The organism is Xanthobacter sp. SG618, from assembly GCF_012932745.1.
Lineage (GTDB): Bacteria > Pseudomonadota > Alphaproteobacteria > Rhizobiales > Xanthobacteraceae > Xanthobacter > Xanthobacter flavus.
The window spans coordinates 461,979-479,165 of sequence record NZ_JABBHL010000003.1; the positions used below are offsets into that span (position 1 = coordinate 461,979).

Below are 17,187 nucleotides of genomic sequence, written 5' to 3' on the forward strand. Positions count from 1 at the left end.
ACGGCATGAGGGAGCGACGGGAGCGAATGGGAATGAACGAGGCTGTGGCTCTCTCCGACACCGAGGTCGTCTCCGAAGTGGAAAGCCCGCTCGCGCAGTCGTCGCAGCGGTTCATCAACCGCGAGATTTCCTGGCTCGGCTTCAACCGCCGCGTGTTGGAGGAAGCGGAGAACCGCAATCATCCCCTGCTGGAGCAGTTGCGCTTCCTCTCCATCTCCGCCAACAACCTCGATGAATTCTTCATGGTCCGCGTCGCCGGCCTGAAAGAGCAGGTGCGCGAAGGCGTGCAGACCCCGAGCCCGGACGGGCTCACCCCCTCCGAACAGCTGACCACCATCCTCAGCGCCGCCGCCCAGCTGATCTCGGACCAGCAGGGTCGCTGGCGCGAGCTCAGGCGCGACCTCGCCGGAGCCGGCATCGTGCTGATCGATGGGCCGGACGGGACGCACGAGGACATGGAGGTGCTGGACCGGCACTTCCTCAATCATGTCTTCCCGGTGCTGACCCCGCTGGCCATCGATCCGGCCCACCCCTTCCCGTTCATCCCCAATCTCGGCTTCTCGCTGGCCCTCCAGCTCGTCCGCCAGTCGGATGGGCGGGGCATGAACGCGCTCATCCGCATCCCCGCCAAGGTCGACCGCTTCATCCGCCTACCGGACCAAGGCACCGGCACGCTGCGCTTCATGACGCTGGAGCAGATGATCGGGCTGTTCATCGCGCGGCTCTTCCCCGGCTATGCGGTGAAGGGACAGGGCGTGTTCCGCGTCATCCGCGACAGCGACCTTGAAATCGAGGAAGAGGCGGAAGACCTCGTCCGCCTGTTCGAGACCGCGCTGAAGCAGCGCCGCTACGGCGAGGTGATCCGCATGGAGGCCGACGCCGCCATGCCGGAAGAGCTGCGCACCTTCGTCGCCCGCGAACTCGGCGTGAACGACGACGAAATCTTCGTGGTCGACGGCGTGCTAGCGCTGAACGAGTTTTCCCAGCTTGTCTCGGTCGACCGCCCGGACCTCAAGTTCCAGGCCTACAACGCCCGATTTCCCGAGCGCATCCGCGACCACGGCGGAGACTGCTTTCTCGCTATTCGCGAGAAGGACATTCTGGTTCACCACCCTTATGAATCCTTTGACGTGGTGGTTCAGTTTCTGCGCCAGGCCGCCCGCGACCCCAATGTCGTCGCCATCAAGCAGACCCTCTACCGCACCTCCTCCGACAGCCCCATCGTGAAGGCGCTCGCCGAGGCGGCCGAAGCCGGCAAGTCGGTGACGGCGCTGGTGGAGTTGAAGGCGCGCTTCGACGAGGAAGCCAACATCCGCTGGGCGCGCGACCTGGAGCGGGCCGGCGTGCAGGTGGTGTTCGGCTTCATCGAGCTGAAGACCCACGGCAAGCTCTCCATGGCGGTACGCCGGGAAGGCTCCCAGCTCGCCACCTACGTGCATGTGGGCACCGGCAACTACCACCCCATCACGGCGCGCATCTACACCGACCTGTCCTTCTTCACCGCCGACCCGGTGATCGCCCAGGACGTGGCCCGCATCTTCAACTTCATTACCGGCTATGCGACGCCGGGTGAACTCGACGCCATGGCCGTGTCGCCGTCCTTCCTCAAGCCGCGGCTGATGAAGCACATCGCGGACGAGATCGAGTTCGCCCGGGCCGGCCGTCCGGCAGCCATCTGGCTGAAGTGCAACTCGCTGGTGGATCCCGAGATCATCGACGCGCTCTATGCCGCCAGCGCTGCCGGCGTTCAGGTGGATTGCGTCATCCGCGGCATCTGCTGCCTGCGGCCCGGCATTCCCGGGCTGTCCGAGAACATCCGGGTGAAATCCATCGTCGGGCGCTTCCTGGAGCACTCGCGCATCTACTGCTTCGGCGGCGGCCACGGCCTGCCGAGCCCGAATGCCATCGTCTACATTTCCTCGGCCGACCTGATGCCGCGCAACCTCGACCGCCGCGTCGAGACCCTGTGCCCCATCACCAACCCCACCGTGCACGAGCAGGTGCTCGACCAGATCATGGTTGCCAACCTGATCGACAACCAGCAGAGCTGGCGCGTCTTGCCGGATGGCTCGTCGGAACGCATAGTCCCGGCGCCGGGCGAGGAACCGTTCAACGCCCATCAGTATTTCATGACCAATCCGAGCTTGTCCGGACGTGGAAAGTCTCTCAAGGATTCTTCGCCGCGCAGCCTCTTCGTCCGCCGCGGAGGCGGGCGCTGAGTTGACGCGTGCACCCGGCCGGCTGTCCCACGGGGCGCCGGTTGCCGTCATCGACATCGGCTCCAACTCGGTGCGCCTCGTGGTGTACGAGGGGCTTAACCGTGCGCTGACGCCGGTCTTCAACGAGAAGGCCCTGTGCGGGCTCGGCCGGGAGGTGCTCTCCACCGGCCGGCTCCCACAGGATGCGGTCGATCGCGCCTTCGCCGCGCTGAAGCGCTTTCGTGCGCTTTGTGACGCGATGCAGGTGGGCGAGGTCCATGCCCTCGCCACCGCCGCGGCGCGCGACGCGCAGAACGGCCCCGCCTTCATCGCCGAGTGCGAGGCCATCTGCGGCACCCGCATCGAGCTGCTCACCGGCAAGCGCGAGGCTGAACTCGCCGCCTGCGGCATCGTCGCCGGCGTCCATGCGCCGGACGGCATCGTCGGCGATCTCGGCGGCGGCTCGCTGGAACTGGTGGACGTGAAGGCCGGCTATGTCGGCACCGGGGTCACCCTGCCCTTGGGCGGCCTCGCCTTGCAGGACCGGTCCTCTCGCTCGACGCGCAAGGCGGAGAAGATCGTCCGCGATACCATTCCCGAGGCGCAGGTTCTGGAAGGCCTCGCCGGCCGCACCTTCTATGCGGTGGGCGGCACATGGCGGGCGCTCGCGCGCCTGCACATGTTCACCAAGGGCTATCCCCTGCACGTGATGCACGGTTACGTGATACCGGCCCGCGAGGCACTGGACTTCACCCGCATCGTCCATCGCGCCGACACCGAGGCGCTGGCCCATATCGACGTGATCTCCGACGCGCGCCGCCCGCTTCTGGCCTATGGCGCGCTGGTGCTGGAGAACATCGTGCGGCAGGGGCGCCCGTCCGAGGTGGTCATCTCGGCGCTCGGCGTGCGCGAGGGCCTGCTCTATTCGCTGCTGCCGGAAGCCGAGCGCGCCGGTGACCCGCTGCTCATCGCCGCCGCCGAGATGAACGTTCTGCGCTCCCGCTCGCCGCTGCACGGCGAGGAGCTGGTGGCCTGGACCGACGGCTTCTTCGCTTCGGCGCCGGTGCTGGAAGAAGCGGAGGAGGAGCGCCGCCTGCGTCGCGCCGCCTGCCTGCTGGCGGATGTGGGCTGGCGCGCCCATCCGGACTATCGCGGCGAGCAGAGCCTCAACATGATCGCCCATGCCGCCTTCGCCGGCATCGATCACCCCGGCCGCGCCTATGTGGCGCTGTCGGTCTATTTCCGCCACGTGGGCCTCGGCGCCGACGAGAGCGACACGCGCATTCTGGAACTCGTCACCACCGGGATGCTGGATCGCGCCCGCATCCTCGGCGCGGCCATGCGGGTGGCCTATGTGCTGTCCGCCGCCATGCCGGGCATCCTGCCCCGCATGCCCTTGAAGGTGCGCGGCGACCAGCTCGCCCTGAGCGTGCCGAAGCAGTTGGTGCCGCTCATCAACGAGCGGGTGCAGAACCGCATGCGCCAGCTCGCCCGCCTTATCGGCCGGGAGCCGGCACTGGAGCAGTACGAGGAGGGCGCGGCGGACTGATCCGCCGCCCCCATCCGGCCGGTCACGAAGCGGTTGCGCGCACGGCAGCCGCGCCGCTCGGATTTCCGCCTGAATTGGCCGGCAGTCTTTCAATCATGAAACAGCTCGTGAACATCTTCGGCGGCATCGCCGGTCTTGTGGTGGCGGGTCTCGTCGGCCTCGCCCTCTTCACACTCGTGGGCGGACTCATCCTGGTGGCAGGCATCGTCATCACCGCCCTGGTCATCGGCGGCGGCGTCTATGCCCTCGTCACCGGGCGCGCGCCCGGCATGAAGCGCGACGGCGGCTTTTCCTTCCGGGTCATCGACCTGCGCGAGACGCGCACCTACGGGACGCCGGACGACAGTGGCATGATCGACGTGACCCCGCCCAAGGATCCCCGCCGCAACGTCTGATCGCCCGCCCTTGGGGGGAAGTTCAGCCGGCTGACTGGTGATATGGTCTGCTCCCTTTGAAGCGGGAGCGGGCTTGGGACATGCACGGGGCGATCGGTTCGGGCGCGGTTCTGGCGGTGGTCGCAACCTGCATCGTGCTGGCGATGCTGACCGTCGTCACCCACGCGATCTCGTTGACGGTCATCCGTCGGCGCCTCACCCACCGGATCAGCGGCAAGGTCTACGCCGACCACGTCTTCGTCGAAGCCGTCATCATCAGCGCGACGGTGCTCAGCCTCAGCCTCGTGCATCTCGCCGAAGTCTGCATCTGGGCGGCAGCCTATGTGCTGCTCGACGCCATCGGCGACCCGCGGGACGCCATCTATTATTCCCTCTCCACCTACACCACGCTCGGCCCCGACGGTGTGACCATCGCCAGGTCCTTCCGGGCGGTGGCCGGATTCGAATCGCTGATCGGGCCGATGATGGTGGCCTGGTCCACGGCCTTCCTGGTGGAATTCGTGGTCCGGATGCGCGGTGGCAACACCGGCACGGGCTGAGCCGTGCCGGTGTCCCTGTAGAGGACTTCCGACCTCAGACGCTGGTCGGGTAGTTCGGGCTCTCGCGGGTGATGGTCACGTCGTGAACGTGGCTCTCGCGCAGGCCGGCCGAGGAGATGCGCACGAAGCGGGCGCGCTCGCGGAACTCCTTCAGGTTGCTGCCGCCCACATAGCCCATGGCCGCCCGCAGGCCGCCGGCAAGCTGGTGGAGCACGGCACCCACCGGGCCCTTGTAGGCCACCTGACCCTCGATGCCTTCCGGCACCAGCTTCAGGGTATCGCGCACCTCGGCCTGGAAGTAGCGGTCGGCCGAGCCACGCGCCATGGCGCCCACCGAGCCCATGCCGCGATACGACTTGTAGGAGCGCCCCTGGAACAGGAACACCTCGCCCGGGCTCTCATCGGTGCCGGCGAGCAGCGAGCCCACCATGGCGGCCGACGCGCCGGCCGCCAGCGCCTTGGCGAGATCGCCGGAGAACTTGATGCCGCCGTCCGCCACCACCGGCGTTCCGGTGGCGAGCGCCGCCTCCACTGCGTCCATCACGGCGGTGAGTTGGGGCACGCCAACGCCCGCTACGATGCGGGTGGTGCAGATGGAGCCGGGGCCGATGCCCACCTTCACCGCGTCCGCGCCGGCATCGATCAGCGCCTTGGCGCCGTCCGAGGTCGCGATGTTGCCGGCGAGGATCTGGGTGCGGTTGGAGAGCTTCTTGATGCGCTCCACCTGGTCCAGCACCTTGCGGGAATGGCCGTGGGCGGTATCCACCACCACGAGGTCCACCCCGGCGTCGATCAGGCGCTCGGTGCGCTCGAAGCCGTCCTCGCCCACCGTGGTGGCAGCGGCCACGCGCAGGCGGCCCTGCTCGTCCTTGGCGGCGCTGGGATAGGCTACCGCCTTCTCGATGTCCTTCACCGTGATGAGGCCGACGCAGCGATCGTCCGCATCCACCACCAGCAGCTTTTCGATGCGGTACTGGTGCAGGAGGCGCTTGGCCTCGTCCTGGTTCACCTGCCCCTCGCGCACGGTAACGAGCCGGTCCTTGGTCATCAGCTCGGCGACGCGCTGGGCGGGATCACGGGCGAAGCGCACGTCGCGGTTCGTCAGGATGCCGACGAGGCGGCCGGCGATGCCGCCGGTACCCCGCTCCACCACCGGAATGCCGGAGATGGAATAGCGCTTCATCAGGTCGAGCGCGTCGGAGAGCGTCTGGTCAGGGTGGATGGTGACGGGGTTCACCACCATGCCCGACTCATACTTCTTCACCTGCCGCACATGCTCGGCCTGCATCTCCGGCGAGAGATTGCGGTGGATGACGCCGATACCGCCGGCCTGCGCCATGGCGATGGCGAGCCGCGATTCGGTCACCGTGTCCATAGCCGCGGAGATGATCGGCATGTTGAGGCTGATGGTCTTGGTGAGCTGGGTGGTGATCTCCACCTGGCCAGGCATCACCTCGGAGGCGCCGGGCGTCAGCAGCACGTCGTCGAACGTCAGCGCCTCGCGGAAGCGCGAGCGGCTGTCGATCGCGGACGAATGCGCAGTCCCATTGGGGGTCGTCATGGCCAACTCCTGGTGGCGGCGCGGAACGCGACCGCTGGATCGGGGCCGGAACGAGGGACTGAGCCGAACCAGCCTTGGGCTGGCCGAAGGGCTCTGGAACCTCGCTACGAGTTGGCAGTGGCCGATACCATGGGTGCGCGACGAATAGAAGACCTGTTGCGAGGGATTCGCCGCAGGGCACGCATGCGCCGGACGAGGGTCGGCGGGGCGCCCGTTCAGCGCGTGACGAGAATCAGCGTGTTTCCCGCTCCGTAGGTCTGCACCAGGGAATAGAGCGTCGCGGCATTGGACGGGTGCAGCCGCACACAGCCGTGCGAGGCCGGCGCACCGAGGCGGCTCACCTCGTAGCTGCCGTGGATGGCATAGCCCCCGTTGAAGAAGATCGAGTAGGGCATGGGCGAGTTGTAGTACTTGCGCGAGAAATAGCTGCGGTACATGCGCTGCGGCCGGTAGGCGCCGGTGGGCGTGACATAGCCGCGGCGGGCAGTGGAGACCGGCCAGGAATATTGCGGCATGCCGTTCACGCTCACGGTCATGGTCTGCCGCGACAGGTCGATCCGCGCCACCACGGTAGCGGTGCCGGCGGAGGCCGGTGCAGCAAAGGCCAGCGTCCAGACGAGAGAGACTGCGAGGAGGAGCGCCGCCAGCCATCTGCCGGAAGCCGGCAACGGCCGCAGCGCGGGCAGATGCCTTGCCTCGGCCCGGCCGGCACAGGGCTGCACAACCAACGGTAGTTTCATGCCCGTTGCCCTCCCGTCAGCCATAGTGCCACGCTTGCGACTGCACGCAAGGTAATGCCGCCCAAAGGACATTGGCTCTTCGCCAACTGCTGGGACTACCTGCCCGTTTCCATCGGGCTCTAGCCCAACTAAGGTCCGCCCGACGGCGGCGGACGTTTCGGGTCCGCGCCTGAAGGAGACCTGCCCCATGGTGATGATGCTGCTCGGCCTCGTGGTCTTCCTCGGCATCCATCTGGTGACGACTGTCCGAGGCCTGCGCGCCGGCCTCATCGCCCAATTGGGGGAAGGTCCCTACAAGGGCTTCTATTCCCTGCTGGCGGCGTCCGGCCTCCTGCTCACGGCCTATGGCTATGCGCTGTGGCGCGCCTCCGGGCCGCTGCAGGTGTGGAATCCGCCGGTCGGGATGCGGCACCTCACGCTGCTCCTGATGCTGTTCGCCGCCATCGCCATCGTCGCCGCCTATGTGCCGAGCCATGTGAAGGCCTGGCTCAAGCACCCCATGCTGGTGGGTGTGAAGACGTGGGCGGTGGCGCACCTGCTCGCCAATGGCGACATCGCCTCCATCGTGCTGTTCGGCGCGGTGCTGGCGTGGGCGGTGTTCGACCGCATCTCGCTGAAGCGGCGCAACCTGCCGGCCCCGGTTGCGCCGAAGAACTGGGCGGGCGACGCGCTGGTGGTGGGCGGGGGGCTGGTGCTCTATCTCGCGCTCGCCTACCTATTCCATCCCTACGTCGTCGGCGTGCCGGTGATGTAGAAGCGGCCATAGCCGCAGGGGAACAAGAACAACGCACAGGTGAGGACGGCTCCCCCGGGAGCCGCGAACGACCCCGGCCGCAGCCCAGACGGCGGCCAAGCCAAGAGGAACGCCATGTCCATTCAGGCCGATGCCCGCCGCATCACCGCGCCCGAGATCCAGGCCCGCAAGGGGGGCGAGCCCATCGTTTCGCTCACCTCCTACCACGCGCATACGGCGCGCCTGCTCGACCGCCACGTGGACGTGATCCTCGTCGGCGATAGCCTCGGCATGGTGATGCACGGGCTGGAGACCACCGTCCCCGTTACCGTGGAGATGATGATCGTGCACGGCCGCGCAGTGGTGCGTGGCACGCAGCGCGCGCTCATCGTGGTGGACCTGCCCTTCGGCAGCTACGAGGCGAGCCCCACCGAAGCCTTCCACACCGCCGCCCGCGTGCTTAAGGAGACCGGTGCCGGCGCGGTGAAGCTCGAGGGAGGCCGCCGCATGGCCGAGACCGTGCGCTTCCTGGTGGATCGCGGCGTGCCGGTGATGGGCCATGTGGGCCTCACGCCCCAGGCCATCAACACGCTCGGCTCGTTCAAGGCGCGCGGCCGCGACGATGCCGAGGCCTCCATCATCCTCGACGACGCCCGCGCCATCGCCGAGGCCGGCGCCTTCTCCATCGTGCTGGAGGCCATTGCCGAGCCGCTGGCCCGCCGCATCACCGAGGAAGTGGCCCCGCCCACCATCGGCATCGGCGGCTCGCCGGCCTGCGACGGGCAGATCCTGGTGCTCGAGGACATGCTGGGCCTCGGCGACCGTGTGCCGAAGTTCGTGAAGAAGTACGCGAACCTCGGCCCGGATATCGAGACGGCGGTGGCGACCTATGCGGAGGAGGTGCGCGCCCGCACCTTCCCCGCCAAGGAGCACACCTACGCCCCGCGTCTGGTGGACAAGCCGGCCAAGGCCTCCTGATGGGGCGGACGCGCTCCGGGGCGGCAGCGCCCCTCGCCCGCCTCGCCCTCACTTTGTCCCTCGCCTTGGCCCCGGCGCTCCTCGGCATGCGCCCGGCGGCCGCGGCGGAGGACTGCCTGCTCGTCACCGACCTCGAAAGCGCGCGGGTGCTGGCGAAGCAGGGGCTGTGCGCCGCGCGGCATCCGCCAAACTCCACCTTCAAGGTGGTGCTGGCGCTGATGGGCTACGACGTCGGCATCCTCAAGAGCGACAGCAAGCCCGTCTATGAGCCCCCGCCCGGCGCGGACCTCGAACGGGAGGTGACGCGCGGCCCCCAGACGCCCCGCTCCTGGATGAAGAACTCGGTGGTCTGGTATTCCGAGGTGCTGGCCGCCGAGCTCGGCCGCGAGCGGATGGCCCACTACCTCAAGATCTTCGCTTACGGCAACGAGAATATGGGCGGCGTGAAGGGCGAGGCGGAGCCCGGAAAGCGCTACTGGATCTCCTCCTCCCTCGTCATCTCCCCGCGCGAGCAGATCGAATTCCTCCGCCGCATGCTGAAGGGCGAGCTGCCGGTCTCGGCCGATGCCGTCGACGAGACCATCCGCATCATGACCATCGACGAGCAGCCCGCGGGCTGGATGACGTTCGGCAAGACCGGCTCGGGCTACGGCCGCTTCCCGGACGGGAGCATCGACCGGTCGCGGCCGTTCGGCTGGTTCATGGGCTTTGCGAAGAAGGACGGCCGCACCGCCGTGTTCGTGCGCTACACCTCCCTCGACATGGCTTCCCCCGAGTCGCTCGGACAGGTGGCCCGGCGGCAGACGCTGGCGGCGCTCGTCCCGATCCTGTCGGCTCAGGTCCCCTGAGCCTGCCGGCGGAGGCCCCCTGAAGATGTAGGCGAGGAGTTGAGCGTGCCGGTCTCCGCCATCGTGTCGGCCTTCGTCGCCGCCCTCGTGGGCTTCGGCGGCACGCTCGCCCTCATCCTCTCCGCCGCTGCCGCAGTGGGGGCGAGCCCGGCGCAGGCGTCGTCCTGGGTCGCGGCGCTCTGCCTCGCCGTGGCGGGATCGAGCGCGTTCCTCTCCATCCGCCACCGCCTGCCCATCATCACCGCATGGTCCACGCCAGGCGCAGCGCTGCTCGCCGCCTTCGGGGCGGGGATCAGCATGGAGCGGGCAGCCGGCGCCTTCCTGGTGGCGGGACTGCTGATGGTGGCCTGCGCGGCGGTGAAGCCGCTCGGCACACTGGTGGCGCGCATTCCCGTCGCGGTGGCGGCGGCGATGCTCGCGGGCGTGCTGGTGCGCTTCGTCACGGCGCTGGCCGAACATGCGGTGAAGAGCCCCGCGCTGGTGCTGCCGGTGGTGGCCGCCTTCTTCCTGACCCGCCGGCTCGCGCCGAGCTGGTCCGTGCCGGCCGCGCTTGTCGCCGGCATTGGGGCGGCCCTCGGGCTTGGCGCGGTCGGCCCCATGCCGGCGCCGGAACTCTCCGCGCTGGTCTGGGTGACGCCGGAGTTCGACGGCGGCGTGCTCATCAGCATCGCGTTGCCGCTGTTCCTTGTGACCATGGCATCGCAGAACCTGCCCGGATTCGCCGTGCTCACCGCCAGCGGCTACGTGCCGCCGGTCCGGTCCATCCTCGCCACCACCGGCATCGCCTCGGTGCTGACTGCGCCGTTCGGCGCCCATGCCTCGAATCTCGCCGCCATCACCGCCGCCTTGTGCACCGGGCCGGACTGCGACCCGGACCCGCGGGCGCGGTGGAAGGCGGGGCCGGTCTATGCCCTGTTCTATCTGCTGCTGGCGGCGGCAGGCGCCTCGCTGGTGGCGGTGTTCGCGGCGCTGCCGCCGGCGCTGGTCGCCACCATCGCAGGGCTGGCGCTGATCGCCCCCCTCACCGGCTCGCTCACCGCGGCGCTCAACGTGGACAAGGACCGCACCGCCGCCATCGTCACCTTCGCCACCACGGCGTCGGGAATCAGTGCCCTCGGCCTCGGCGCCCCGGTGTGGGGACTGACCGCCGGCCTCGCCGTGTTCGCCATGGATACCGTGCGCCGCCGCTGACCGGAGCGCGCCCGAGAGCGAACAAAAGCCCCGTGAGCGGCCCCCTTGAAACGAAAAACCCCGCGGACGATGGACGCCCGCGGGGTGGGAGGATATCGGGCCGGCCGCAGGGCCGGCGACTGACGGCCTAGCTGTTGGCCTTGCGGGCCTTCATCTGCTGCCAGACCGCGATGACCTCGCCGACGAAGCCGCGGCGGAACAGCGAGACGGCGAGGACGAAGATGACGCCCTGGATCACCAGCACCCACTCGCCGAGGCCGGCGAGGTAGTTCTGCATGGTCACGATCACCGCCGCGCCCACAACCGGGCCGAGAACGGTGCCCATGCCACCCACCAGCGTCATCAGCACCACCTCACCCGACATCTGCCAGGCGACGTCGGTGAGCGAGGCGAGCTGGAACACCAGCACCTTGGTGGAGCCAGCGAGACCCGCCAGCGCCGCCGAGAGCACGAAGGCCAGCAGCTTGTAGTGATTCGCCCGGTAGCCGAGCGAGATGGCGCGCGGCTCGTTCTCACGGATCGCCTTCAGCACCTGCCCGAAGGGCGAGTGGATGGTGCGGTAGATGACGAAGAAGCCGAACAGGAAGATCGCCAGGACGAAATAGTAGAGGTGGATGTCCTGGCTGATGTCGATGACGCCGAACAGCGGCCGACGCGGCACAGCCTGGAGGCCGTCCTCGCCGCCGGTGAACTTCGCCTGCAGGCAGAAGAAGAAGAACATCTGCGCCAGAGCCAGCGTGACCATGGCGAAGTAGATGCCCTGCCGGCGGATGGCGAGCAGGCCCGCGAGCAGGCCCAGCACCGCCGAGAAGGCGACGCCGGCGAGGAGCGCGAGCTCCGGCGTGAAGCCCAGCACCTTGGTGGTGTGGGCGCAGATGTAGGCCGACCCGCCGAAGAACATGGCGTGGCCGAACGACAGGAGACCCGTGTAACCCAGCAGCAGGTTGAAGGCGCACGCGAACAGCGCGAAGCACATCACCTTCATCAGGAACACGGGATAGACGCCGAACGGCGCCACCAGCAGCACCGCCACCGCGGCGACTGCGAACAGGATCATGGCATTGGAGCCGGCGCCCGAGGTGGCGGGGGCGGCGGCGGGATGGGTTGCAGAGCTCATCGCTGCGGCCTCACTTCCTGGGGCTGTTCATTTGGCGGTGCCGAACAGGCCGGCGGGCTTCACCATGAGCACGAGGGCCATGATGACGAAGATCACGGTGGACGAGGCTTCGGGATAGAAGACCTTGGTGAGGCCTTCGATGACGCCGAGGCCGAAGCCGGTGACGATGGCGCCCATGATCGAGCCCATGCCACCGATAACCACCACCGCGAACACCACGATGATGAGGTTGGAGCCCATGGTGGGGCTCACCTGATAGGCGGGGGCGGCGAGCACGCCGGCGAGCGCGGCGAGGCCGACGCCGAAGCCATAGGTGAGCGTGATCATGCGCGGCACGTCGATGCCGAAGGCCTGCACCAGGTCCGGACGCTCGGTGGCGGCGCGCAGGTAGGAGCCGAGCTTGGTGCGCTCGATCACGAACCAGGTGGCAAGGCACACCACCAGCGAGGCCACCACCACGAAGGCGCGGTAGTTGGGCAGGAACATGAAGCCGAGATTGGTGCCGCCCGGCAGCGGGTTGTTGTAGGGCAGGCCCGACGAGCCGTACTGCCGGCGGAACAGGCCCTCGAGGATAAGGGCGAGGCCGAAGGTGAGCAGCAGGCCGTACAGATGGTCGAGATGGTACAGCCGTTTGAGCAGCGTCCTCTCGATGACCATGCCGATGATCGCCACCACGATGGGCGACAGCACCAGCGCCCCCCAGAAGGGGATGCCGGCATAGTTCAGCAACATCCACGCCCCGAACGCGCCCATCATGTACTGCGCGCCGTGGGTGAAGTTGATGACGTTCAAAAGGCCGAAGATCACCGCGAGCCCGAGGCTCAGCATGGCGTAGAAGGCGCCGTTAATCAGGCCCAGAAGCAATTGCCCGAACAGGGCCTGGGGGGGAATGCCGAGAAGCTCGAACATCGAAGACCCGTCTCGTCAGGAGGAAACGGCGGAAACCGCAAGCGACAACCGGAACTGAGGGTACCGGAAACGAAGGAGGATCGGGCGGGCCCTGAGGACCCGCCCGGCCCGGATTCTGGATCAGCCCTTCTTGACGAGCGGGCAGTCGCTCTCGGAGAGCGGACGGAACGCCTCGTTGGCGGGGATGGTCGCCTTCAGGGTGTAGTAATCCCACGGCCCCTTGGATTCGGAGGGCTTCTTCACCTCATAGAGATACATGGGATGAATGGTGCGGCCGTCGACCCGCACCTCGCCCTTGCCGAACAGCGGGTCGTCGGTGGGGATTTCCTTCATCTTGGCCACGACGGCGGCGCCGTCCTTGGCAGACTTCAGGGCTTCCACCGCCTTCAGATAGTGAAGCGTGCCGGCATAGACGCCCGCCTGCACCATGGTCGGACGCTTGCCGCCATTGGCCGCGGCGAAGGCGTCGGCGAACTTGCGGTTGGCGTCGGTCTGGTCCCAGTACCACGCTTCGGTCAGGGTCAGGCCCTGGGCGGTCTTCAGCCCCAGCGAATGCACGTCGGTGAGGAAGATGAGGAGGCCGGCGAGCTTCTGGCCGCCCTCGACGATGCCGTATTCCGCCGACTGCTTGATGGAGTTGATGGTGTCGCCGCCGGCATTGGCGAGGCCGATGACCTTGGCCTTGGACGACTGCGCCTGCAGCAGGAAGGAGGAGAAGTCGGCATTGTTGAGCGGCACCTTCACGGAGCCGACCACCTTGCCGCCATTCTCCGCCACCACCTTCGAGGTGTCGCGCTCGAGCGCGTGGCCGAACGCATAGTCGGCGGTGAGGAAGAACCAGGTGTCGCCGCCGGTCTTCACGATCGCCTTGCCGGTGCCGTTGGCCAGCGCCCAGGTGTCGTAGGTCCAGTGCACGGTGTTGGGCGTGCAGGCCTTGCCGGTGAGGTCCGAGGTGGCCGCGCCGGAATTGATGAAGACCTTGTTCTTTTCCTTGGTCACGCCGCTGACCGCCAGCGCGACGCCGGAATTCGGCACGTCCAGGATGACGTCCACGCCATCCACGTCGTACCACTGGCGGGCGATGGAGGTGCCGACATCGGCCTTGTTCTGGTGATCCGCGAAGATCACGTCCACCTTCAGGCCCTTGGCGGCGGCGCCGAAGTCCTCGACCGCCTTCTTGGCGGCCCACACGGAGCCCTGGCCGCCGAGATCGGCGTAGAGGCCCGACTGGTCGTTGAGAACACCGATTTTGACGGGAACCTGGGCCTTGGCGGCGCCAGCGGCAACGACGACGCTGGCGGCGGCCAGCAATACGGCTGCAAGACGCATGATGTGTCCTCCCTCCGGCTGGAACCGGATTTTCTCGCTGTCGGAAACCCGGCGTCAGACGCCGAGAAAGGCTTCGAGACGAGCCGCGTTTTCCGCGATCTTGTCATTTTCCACCATGTCCACCACCCGGCCGTGCTCCACCACGTAGTGGCGATCGGCGACAGTGGACGCGAAGTGGAAATTCTGTTCCACGAGCAGGACCGTGAACCCCTTCTTCTTGAGGTTCCGGATGATCTCGCCGATGTGCTGAACGATCACCGGCGCGAGGCCCTCTGAGGGCTCGTCGAGCAGCAGGAGCTTCGCCCCCGTGCGCAGGATGCGGGCAATGGCCAGCATCTGCTGCTCGCCGCCCGACAGCTTGGTGCCCTGGCTGTTGCGGCGCTCTTCGAGCCGCGGGAACAGCTCGTGCACCTCGTCCACGGTGAGGCCGCCGGGCAGCACCACGGGCGGCAGCAACAGGTTCTCGCGCACCGAGAGCGAGGAGAAGATGCCCCGCTCTTCCGGGCAGATGGCGATGCCGAGCCGGGCGATCTTGTTGGGCGGCAATCCAACCGTTTCAGTGCCCTGATAGCGGATGGAACCGGCGCGCTTGCGCAGGAGGCCCATGATGGCCCGCATGGTGGTGGTCTTGCCCGCGCCGTTGCGGCCGAGCAGCGTCACCACCTCGCCCGGATGGACGTCGAAGGTCATGCCGTGCAGCACATGGCTCTCGCCATAGTGGCCGTGCAGGTCCTTCACCTCGAGGAGGGGAGTTCCGTTAACGGCCATCTCAATGCGCTCCACCGGTGCCCATATAGGCCTCGATCACCTGCGGGTTCTTCGACACTTCGGCATAGGGGCCCTCGGTGAGGATCTCGCCGCGCGCCAGCACGGTGATCCGGTCCGAGAGGTTGGCCACGACCGAAAGATTGTGCTCCACCATGAGGATGGTGCGGTTGGCCGAGACGCGCTTGATGAGGTCCGCCGTGCGGGCGATGTCCTCGCGGCCCATGCCGGAGGTGGGCTCGTCCAGCAGCAGCATTTCAGGCTCGAGCGCCAGCGTGGTGGCGATCTCCAGCGCGCGCTTGCGGCCGTAGGGCAGCTCCACCGCCAGATGCTTCGCGTATTGCGTCAGGTCCACGTCGGCAATCAGCTCCATGGCGCGGTCGTTGAGCGCATCGAGGCTCTTCTCCGACTGCCAGAAGTGGAATGAGTTGCCGATGGGCCGTTGCAGCGCGATCCGCACGTTCTCAAGCACGGTGAGGTGCGGGAACGTGGCCGAGATCTGGAACGAACGGACCATGCCGAGCCGCGCCACATCCGCCGGCGGCGTGCGCGTGATGTCGCGGCCGTTCAGCTTGATGGTGCCGCGCGTCGGCTCCAGGAATTTGGTAATCAGGTTGAAGCAGGTGGTCTTGCCGGCACCGTTCGGCCCGATGAGGGCGTGAATCGTGTGACGACGGATCCTGAGGTCAACGTTCTTGACCGCAGCGAACCCCTTGAATTCCTTCGTGAGACCTGAAGCTTCAACGATGTAGGGCACGTCTGAGACGCTGTCCATGATCGTAAGGCGCCCTCGCTGTTCCCCGGCCGCACGTCGCAAGCGACGCGCTCCAGCCGACCTCCAACACATGGCACCTTGGCCGGTGCCCTTGATCTTGTGGCGCAAGCTATCACGCTCCGCCGAGGCTGCAATAGACCGGGCCGCCGACGAATGTCTAGCTCGATCTTACCACTATTGTATGAGCGCCGCTGCGGCAGGAGGTAATCTAAGGCCATACTCGCCGAGGTTGAGACAAAGTTGTTATCGCCTCAGGGCCCGACGGGATCGATCACCATTGCCAGACCTTGGACGGCAGCATCGGTCGCGACCAGCACCACCTCGCCCGCCGGCAGGCGAAAGCGCAGGCTCTTGCGCACGCTGGGGCACGCATGCACGCCGGTAAAGGCGAGCGGCGCCAGCGGCTTTCCGTCCGCGAACACGTCGAGCCACGCGCCGTCCGACACCGTGATCTGATAGTCGCCACCGGGCGGGGGAACGGCGATGCGCGCGAATCCGGCCTGCGATTCCCGCCCCCGCCGGGTCGGCTGGAACGGCAGGGCGGCGGAGGCGCGATCCGACAAGGCCAGCGTGACGGCGCCCTCCAGCGGCAGGGACAGGCTCCCCCCAGCCTCCACCGTCCGAAGCGGCGCCGCGAGGCGGGTGCGGGCGGACGCGAGCGGCCATGCCGCCTTGCCGCAATCCTCCCCGGCCGGTTCGGCTTTCGCGATCACCGGAGCGGCCGAGACGGCGGCGCAAACGATGGCGGGTATCACAAGCATCAACAGACGGCGTGCCGGGGCCATGCCGCGCCTCACGATCCGGAAAGATATATCTGAATGAATATATCTTTCCGGACCGGCGGGCGAGCCCTTCGGCGGCCGTCAGCCCTTCGGCGTGCGCGCCTGGACGTGGTATTCCTCATTCGGCCGCATGTCCGTCGCCGAGGCGATGCGGTTGGACATGTTGAAGAAACCGACCACGGCGCCGATGTCCCAGATGTCGCGCTCGGAAAAGCCGACCTTGCGCAGCGCCGCCCGGTCGTCTTCCTCCACCTCGTGGGGGCGCTCGGTGAGCTTGGCGGCGAAGTCGAGCATGGCCCGGCGGCGCGGGTCGAGGCGGGCGGCGCGATAGTTCATCACCATCTGCTCGCCGAGGATGGGATCGCCGGAGAGCTGCCGCACCGCCGCGCCGTGCGCCGTGAGGCAGTAATAGCAGCGGTTGATGCTGGAAACGACCACCGCGATCATCTCCCGTTCCAGCTTCGAGAGGCCGGACGGGGCGAGCATCAGGTCGTTATACATTCCGGCGAAGGCGTTAAGCTTCGCCATGTCGAGCGCGTAGGCCTGAAGGACGTTCGGCACGAAGCCGATTTTCTCCACGCACTTGTCGAAATAAGCCTGATTCTGCGCATCAAGCTCGGCGGGCGGGATCGCGAGGGCGATCGCGGGAAGATCGTCGCGCTGGCGGGCAGGCTCGGCGGCAGGAACAGCCGTTTTCGGCGCAGAAGACTTGGCCGAAGACTTTCGGGCGGACGGCGCCGCCTTAGTTTCGGGCCTGCCTTTATTTGCGGCAGTGGCG

General features: G+C 67.6%; 17 protein-coding genes. 8 read left to right on the forward strand and 9 right to left on the reverse strand.

What is annotated here, in order from left to right:
- Positions 1-32: 32 nt before the first annotated feature.
- From FHT36_RS11520 to FHT36_RS11535, 4 genes are all read left to right on the forward strand, one after another.
- A complete protein-coding gene (locus FHT36_RS11520; protein WP_169122630.1) occupies positions 33-2,219 on the forward strand; it encodes an RNA degradosome polyphosphate kinase in 2,187 nt (728 codons plus the stop codon).
- Between the two features lies 1 nt (position 2,220).
- Positions 2,221-3,747, forward strand: a complete 1,527-nt coding sequence (ppx, locus tag FHT36_RS11525; RefSeq protein ID WP_169122631.1) for an exopolyphosphatase — start codon at positions 2,221-2,223, stop codon at positions 3,745-3,747.
- Between the two features lie 95 nt (positions 3,748-3,842).
- The gene (locus FHT36_RS11530) at positions 3,843-4,142 is read left to right on the forward strand and encodes a hypothetical protein (RefSeq protein WP_169122632.1); all 300 of its coding nucleotides are present in this window, start codon (positions 3,843-3,845) and stop codon (positions 4,140-4,142) included.
- An 80-nt stretch (positions 4,143-4,222) separates the two neighbouring features.
- The gene (locus FHT36_RS11535) at positions 4,223-4,681 is read left to right on the forward strand and encodes an ion channel (RefSeq protein ID WP_169122633.1); all 459 of its coding nucleotides are present in this window, start codon (positions 4,223-4,225) and stop codon (positions 4,679-4,681) included.
- A gap of 34 nt (positions 4,682-4,715) precedes the next feature.
- Here the strand turns inward: FHT36_RS11535 and guaB are convergent, their stop codons facing one another.
- Positions 4,716-6,242, reverse strand: coding sequence for an IMP dehydrogenase (gene guaB, locus FHT36_RS11540; RefSeq protein WP_169122634.1), 1,527 nt, complete (start codon positions 6,240-6,242; stop codon positions 4,716-4,718).
- A 215-nt stretch (positions 6,243-6,457) separates the two neighbouring features.
- Positions 6,458-6,889, reverse strand: a complete 432-nt coding sequence (locus FHT36_RS24440; protein ID WP_394106061.1) for a L,D-transpeptidase — start codon at positions 6,887-6,889, stop codon at positions 6,458-6,460.
- Between the two features lie 280 nt (positions 6,890-7,169).
- Between FHT36_RS24440 and FHT36_RS11550 the strand changes: the two genes are divergently transcribed.
- From FHT36_RS11550 to FHT36_RS11565, 4 genes are all read left to right on the forward strand, one after another.
- Positions 7,170-7,736 carry an NnrU family protein gene (locus tag FHT36_RS11550; protein WP_169122636.1) on the forward strand — a complete coding sequence of 189 codons (567 nt, stop codon included), beginning with the start codon at positions 7,170-7,172 and terminating at the stop codon, positions 7,734-7,736.
- A gap of 114 nt (positions 7,737-7,850) precedes the next feature.
- Positions 7,851-8,693, forward strand: a complete 843-nt coding sequence (gene panB / locus FHT36_RS11555; protein ID WP_169122637.1) for a 3-methyl-2-oxobutanoate hydroxymethyltransferase — start codon at positions 7,851-7,853, stop codon at positions 8,691-8,693.
- Positions 8,693-9,541: a class D beta-lactamase gene (locus FHT36_RS11560; protein ID WP_169122638.1), complete on the forward strand. Its 849-nt coding sequence runs from the start codon at positions 8,693-8,695 to the stop codon at positions 9,539-9,541. Before panB ends, FHT36_RS11560 begins: the two co-directional genes overlap by 1 nt.
- Positions 9,542-9,586: 45 nt before the next feature.
- Positions 9,587-10,732 (forward strand): benzoate/H(+) symporter BenE family transporter, encoded by a 1,146-nt coding sequence (locus FHT36_RS11565; protein ID WP_169122639.1) that lies wholly within the window; start codon positions 9,587-9,589, stop codon positions 10,730-10,732.
- A 127-nt stretch (positions 10,733-10,859) separates the two neighbouring features.
- On the opposite strand, the gene FHT36_RS11570 is transcribed toward FHT36_RS11565, so the two are convergent.
- The 7 genes from FHT36_RS11570 to FHT36_RS11600 all read right to left on the reverse strand — a co-directional run bounded on the left by FHT36_RS11570 (position 10,860) and on the right by FHT36_RS11600 (position 17,051).
- The gene (locus tag FHT36_RS11570; protein ID WP_169122640.1) at positions 10,860-11,849 is read right to left on the reverse strand and encodes a branched-chain amino acid ABC transporter permease; all 990 of its coding nucleotides are present in this window, start codon (positions 11,847-11,849) and stop codon (positions 10,860-10,862) included.
- 27 nt (positions 11,850-11,876) lie between these two features.
- A complete protein-coding gene (locus FHT36_RS11575; protein WP_169122641.1) occupies positions 11,877-12,758 on the reverse strand; it encodes a branched-chain amino acid ABC transporter permease in 882 nt (293 codons plus the stop codon).
- Between the two features lie 120 nt (positions 12,759-12,878).
- A complete protein-coding gene (locus FHT36_RS11580) occupies positions 12,879-14,087 on the reverse strand; it encodes an ABC transporter substrate-binding protein (protein WP_024277828.1) in 1,209 nt (402 codons plus the stop codon).
- A 54-nt stretch (positions 14,088-14,141) separates the two neighbouring features.
- Complete coding sequence (locus FHT36_RS11585) at positions 14,142-14,855, reverse strand: ABC transporter ATP-binding protein (RefSeq protein ID WP_169122642.1); 714 nt, start codon at positions 14,853-14,855, stop codon at positions 14,142-14,144.
- A gap of 1 nt (position 14,856) precedes the next feature.
- On the reverse strand, positions 14,857-15,627 hold the full coding sequence (locus FHT36_RS11590; protein WP_169122643.1) for an ABC transporter ATP-binding protein: 771 nt from the start codon (positions 15,625-15,627) through the stop codon (positions 14,857-14,859).
- Positions 15,628-15,878: 251 nt separating this feature from the next.
- A complete protein-coding gene (locus FHT36_RS11595; RefSeq protein ID WP_169122644.1) occupies positions 15,879-16,412 on the reverse strand; it encodes a hypothetical protein in 534 nt (177 codons plus the stop codon).
- Positions 16,413-16,490: 78 nt separating this feature from the next.
- Positions 16,491-17,051, reverse strand: a complete 561-nt coding sequence (locus FHT36_RS11600) for a peroxidase-related enzyme (protein WP_169122758.1) — start codon at positions 17,049-17,051, stop codon at positions 16,491-16,493.
- Between the last annotated feature and the right edge of the window lie 136 nt (positions 17,052-17,187).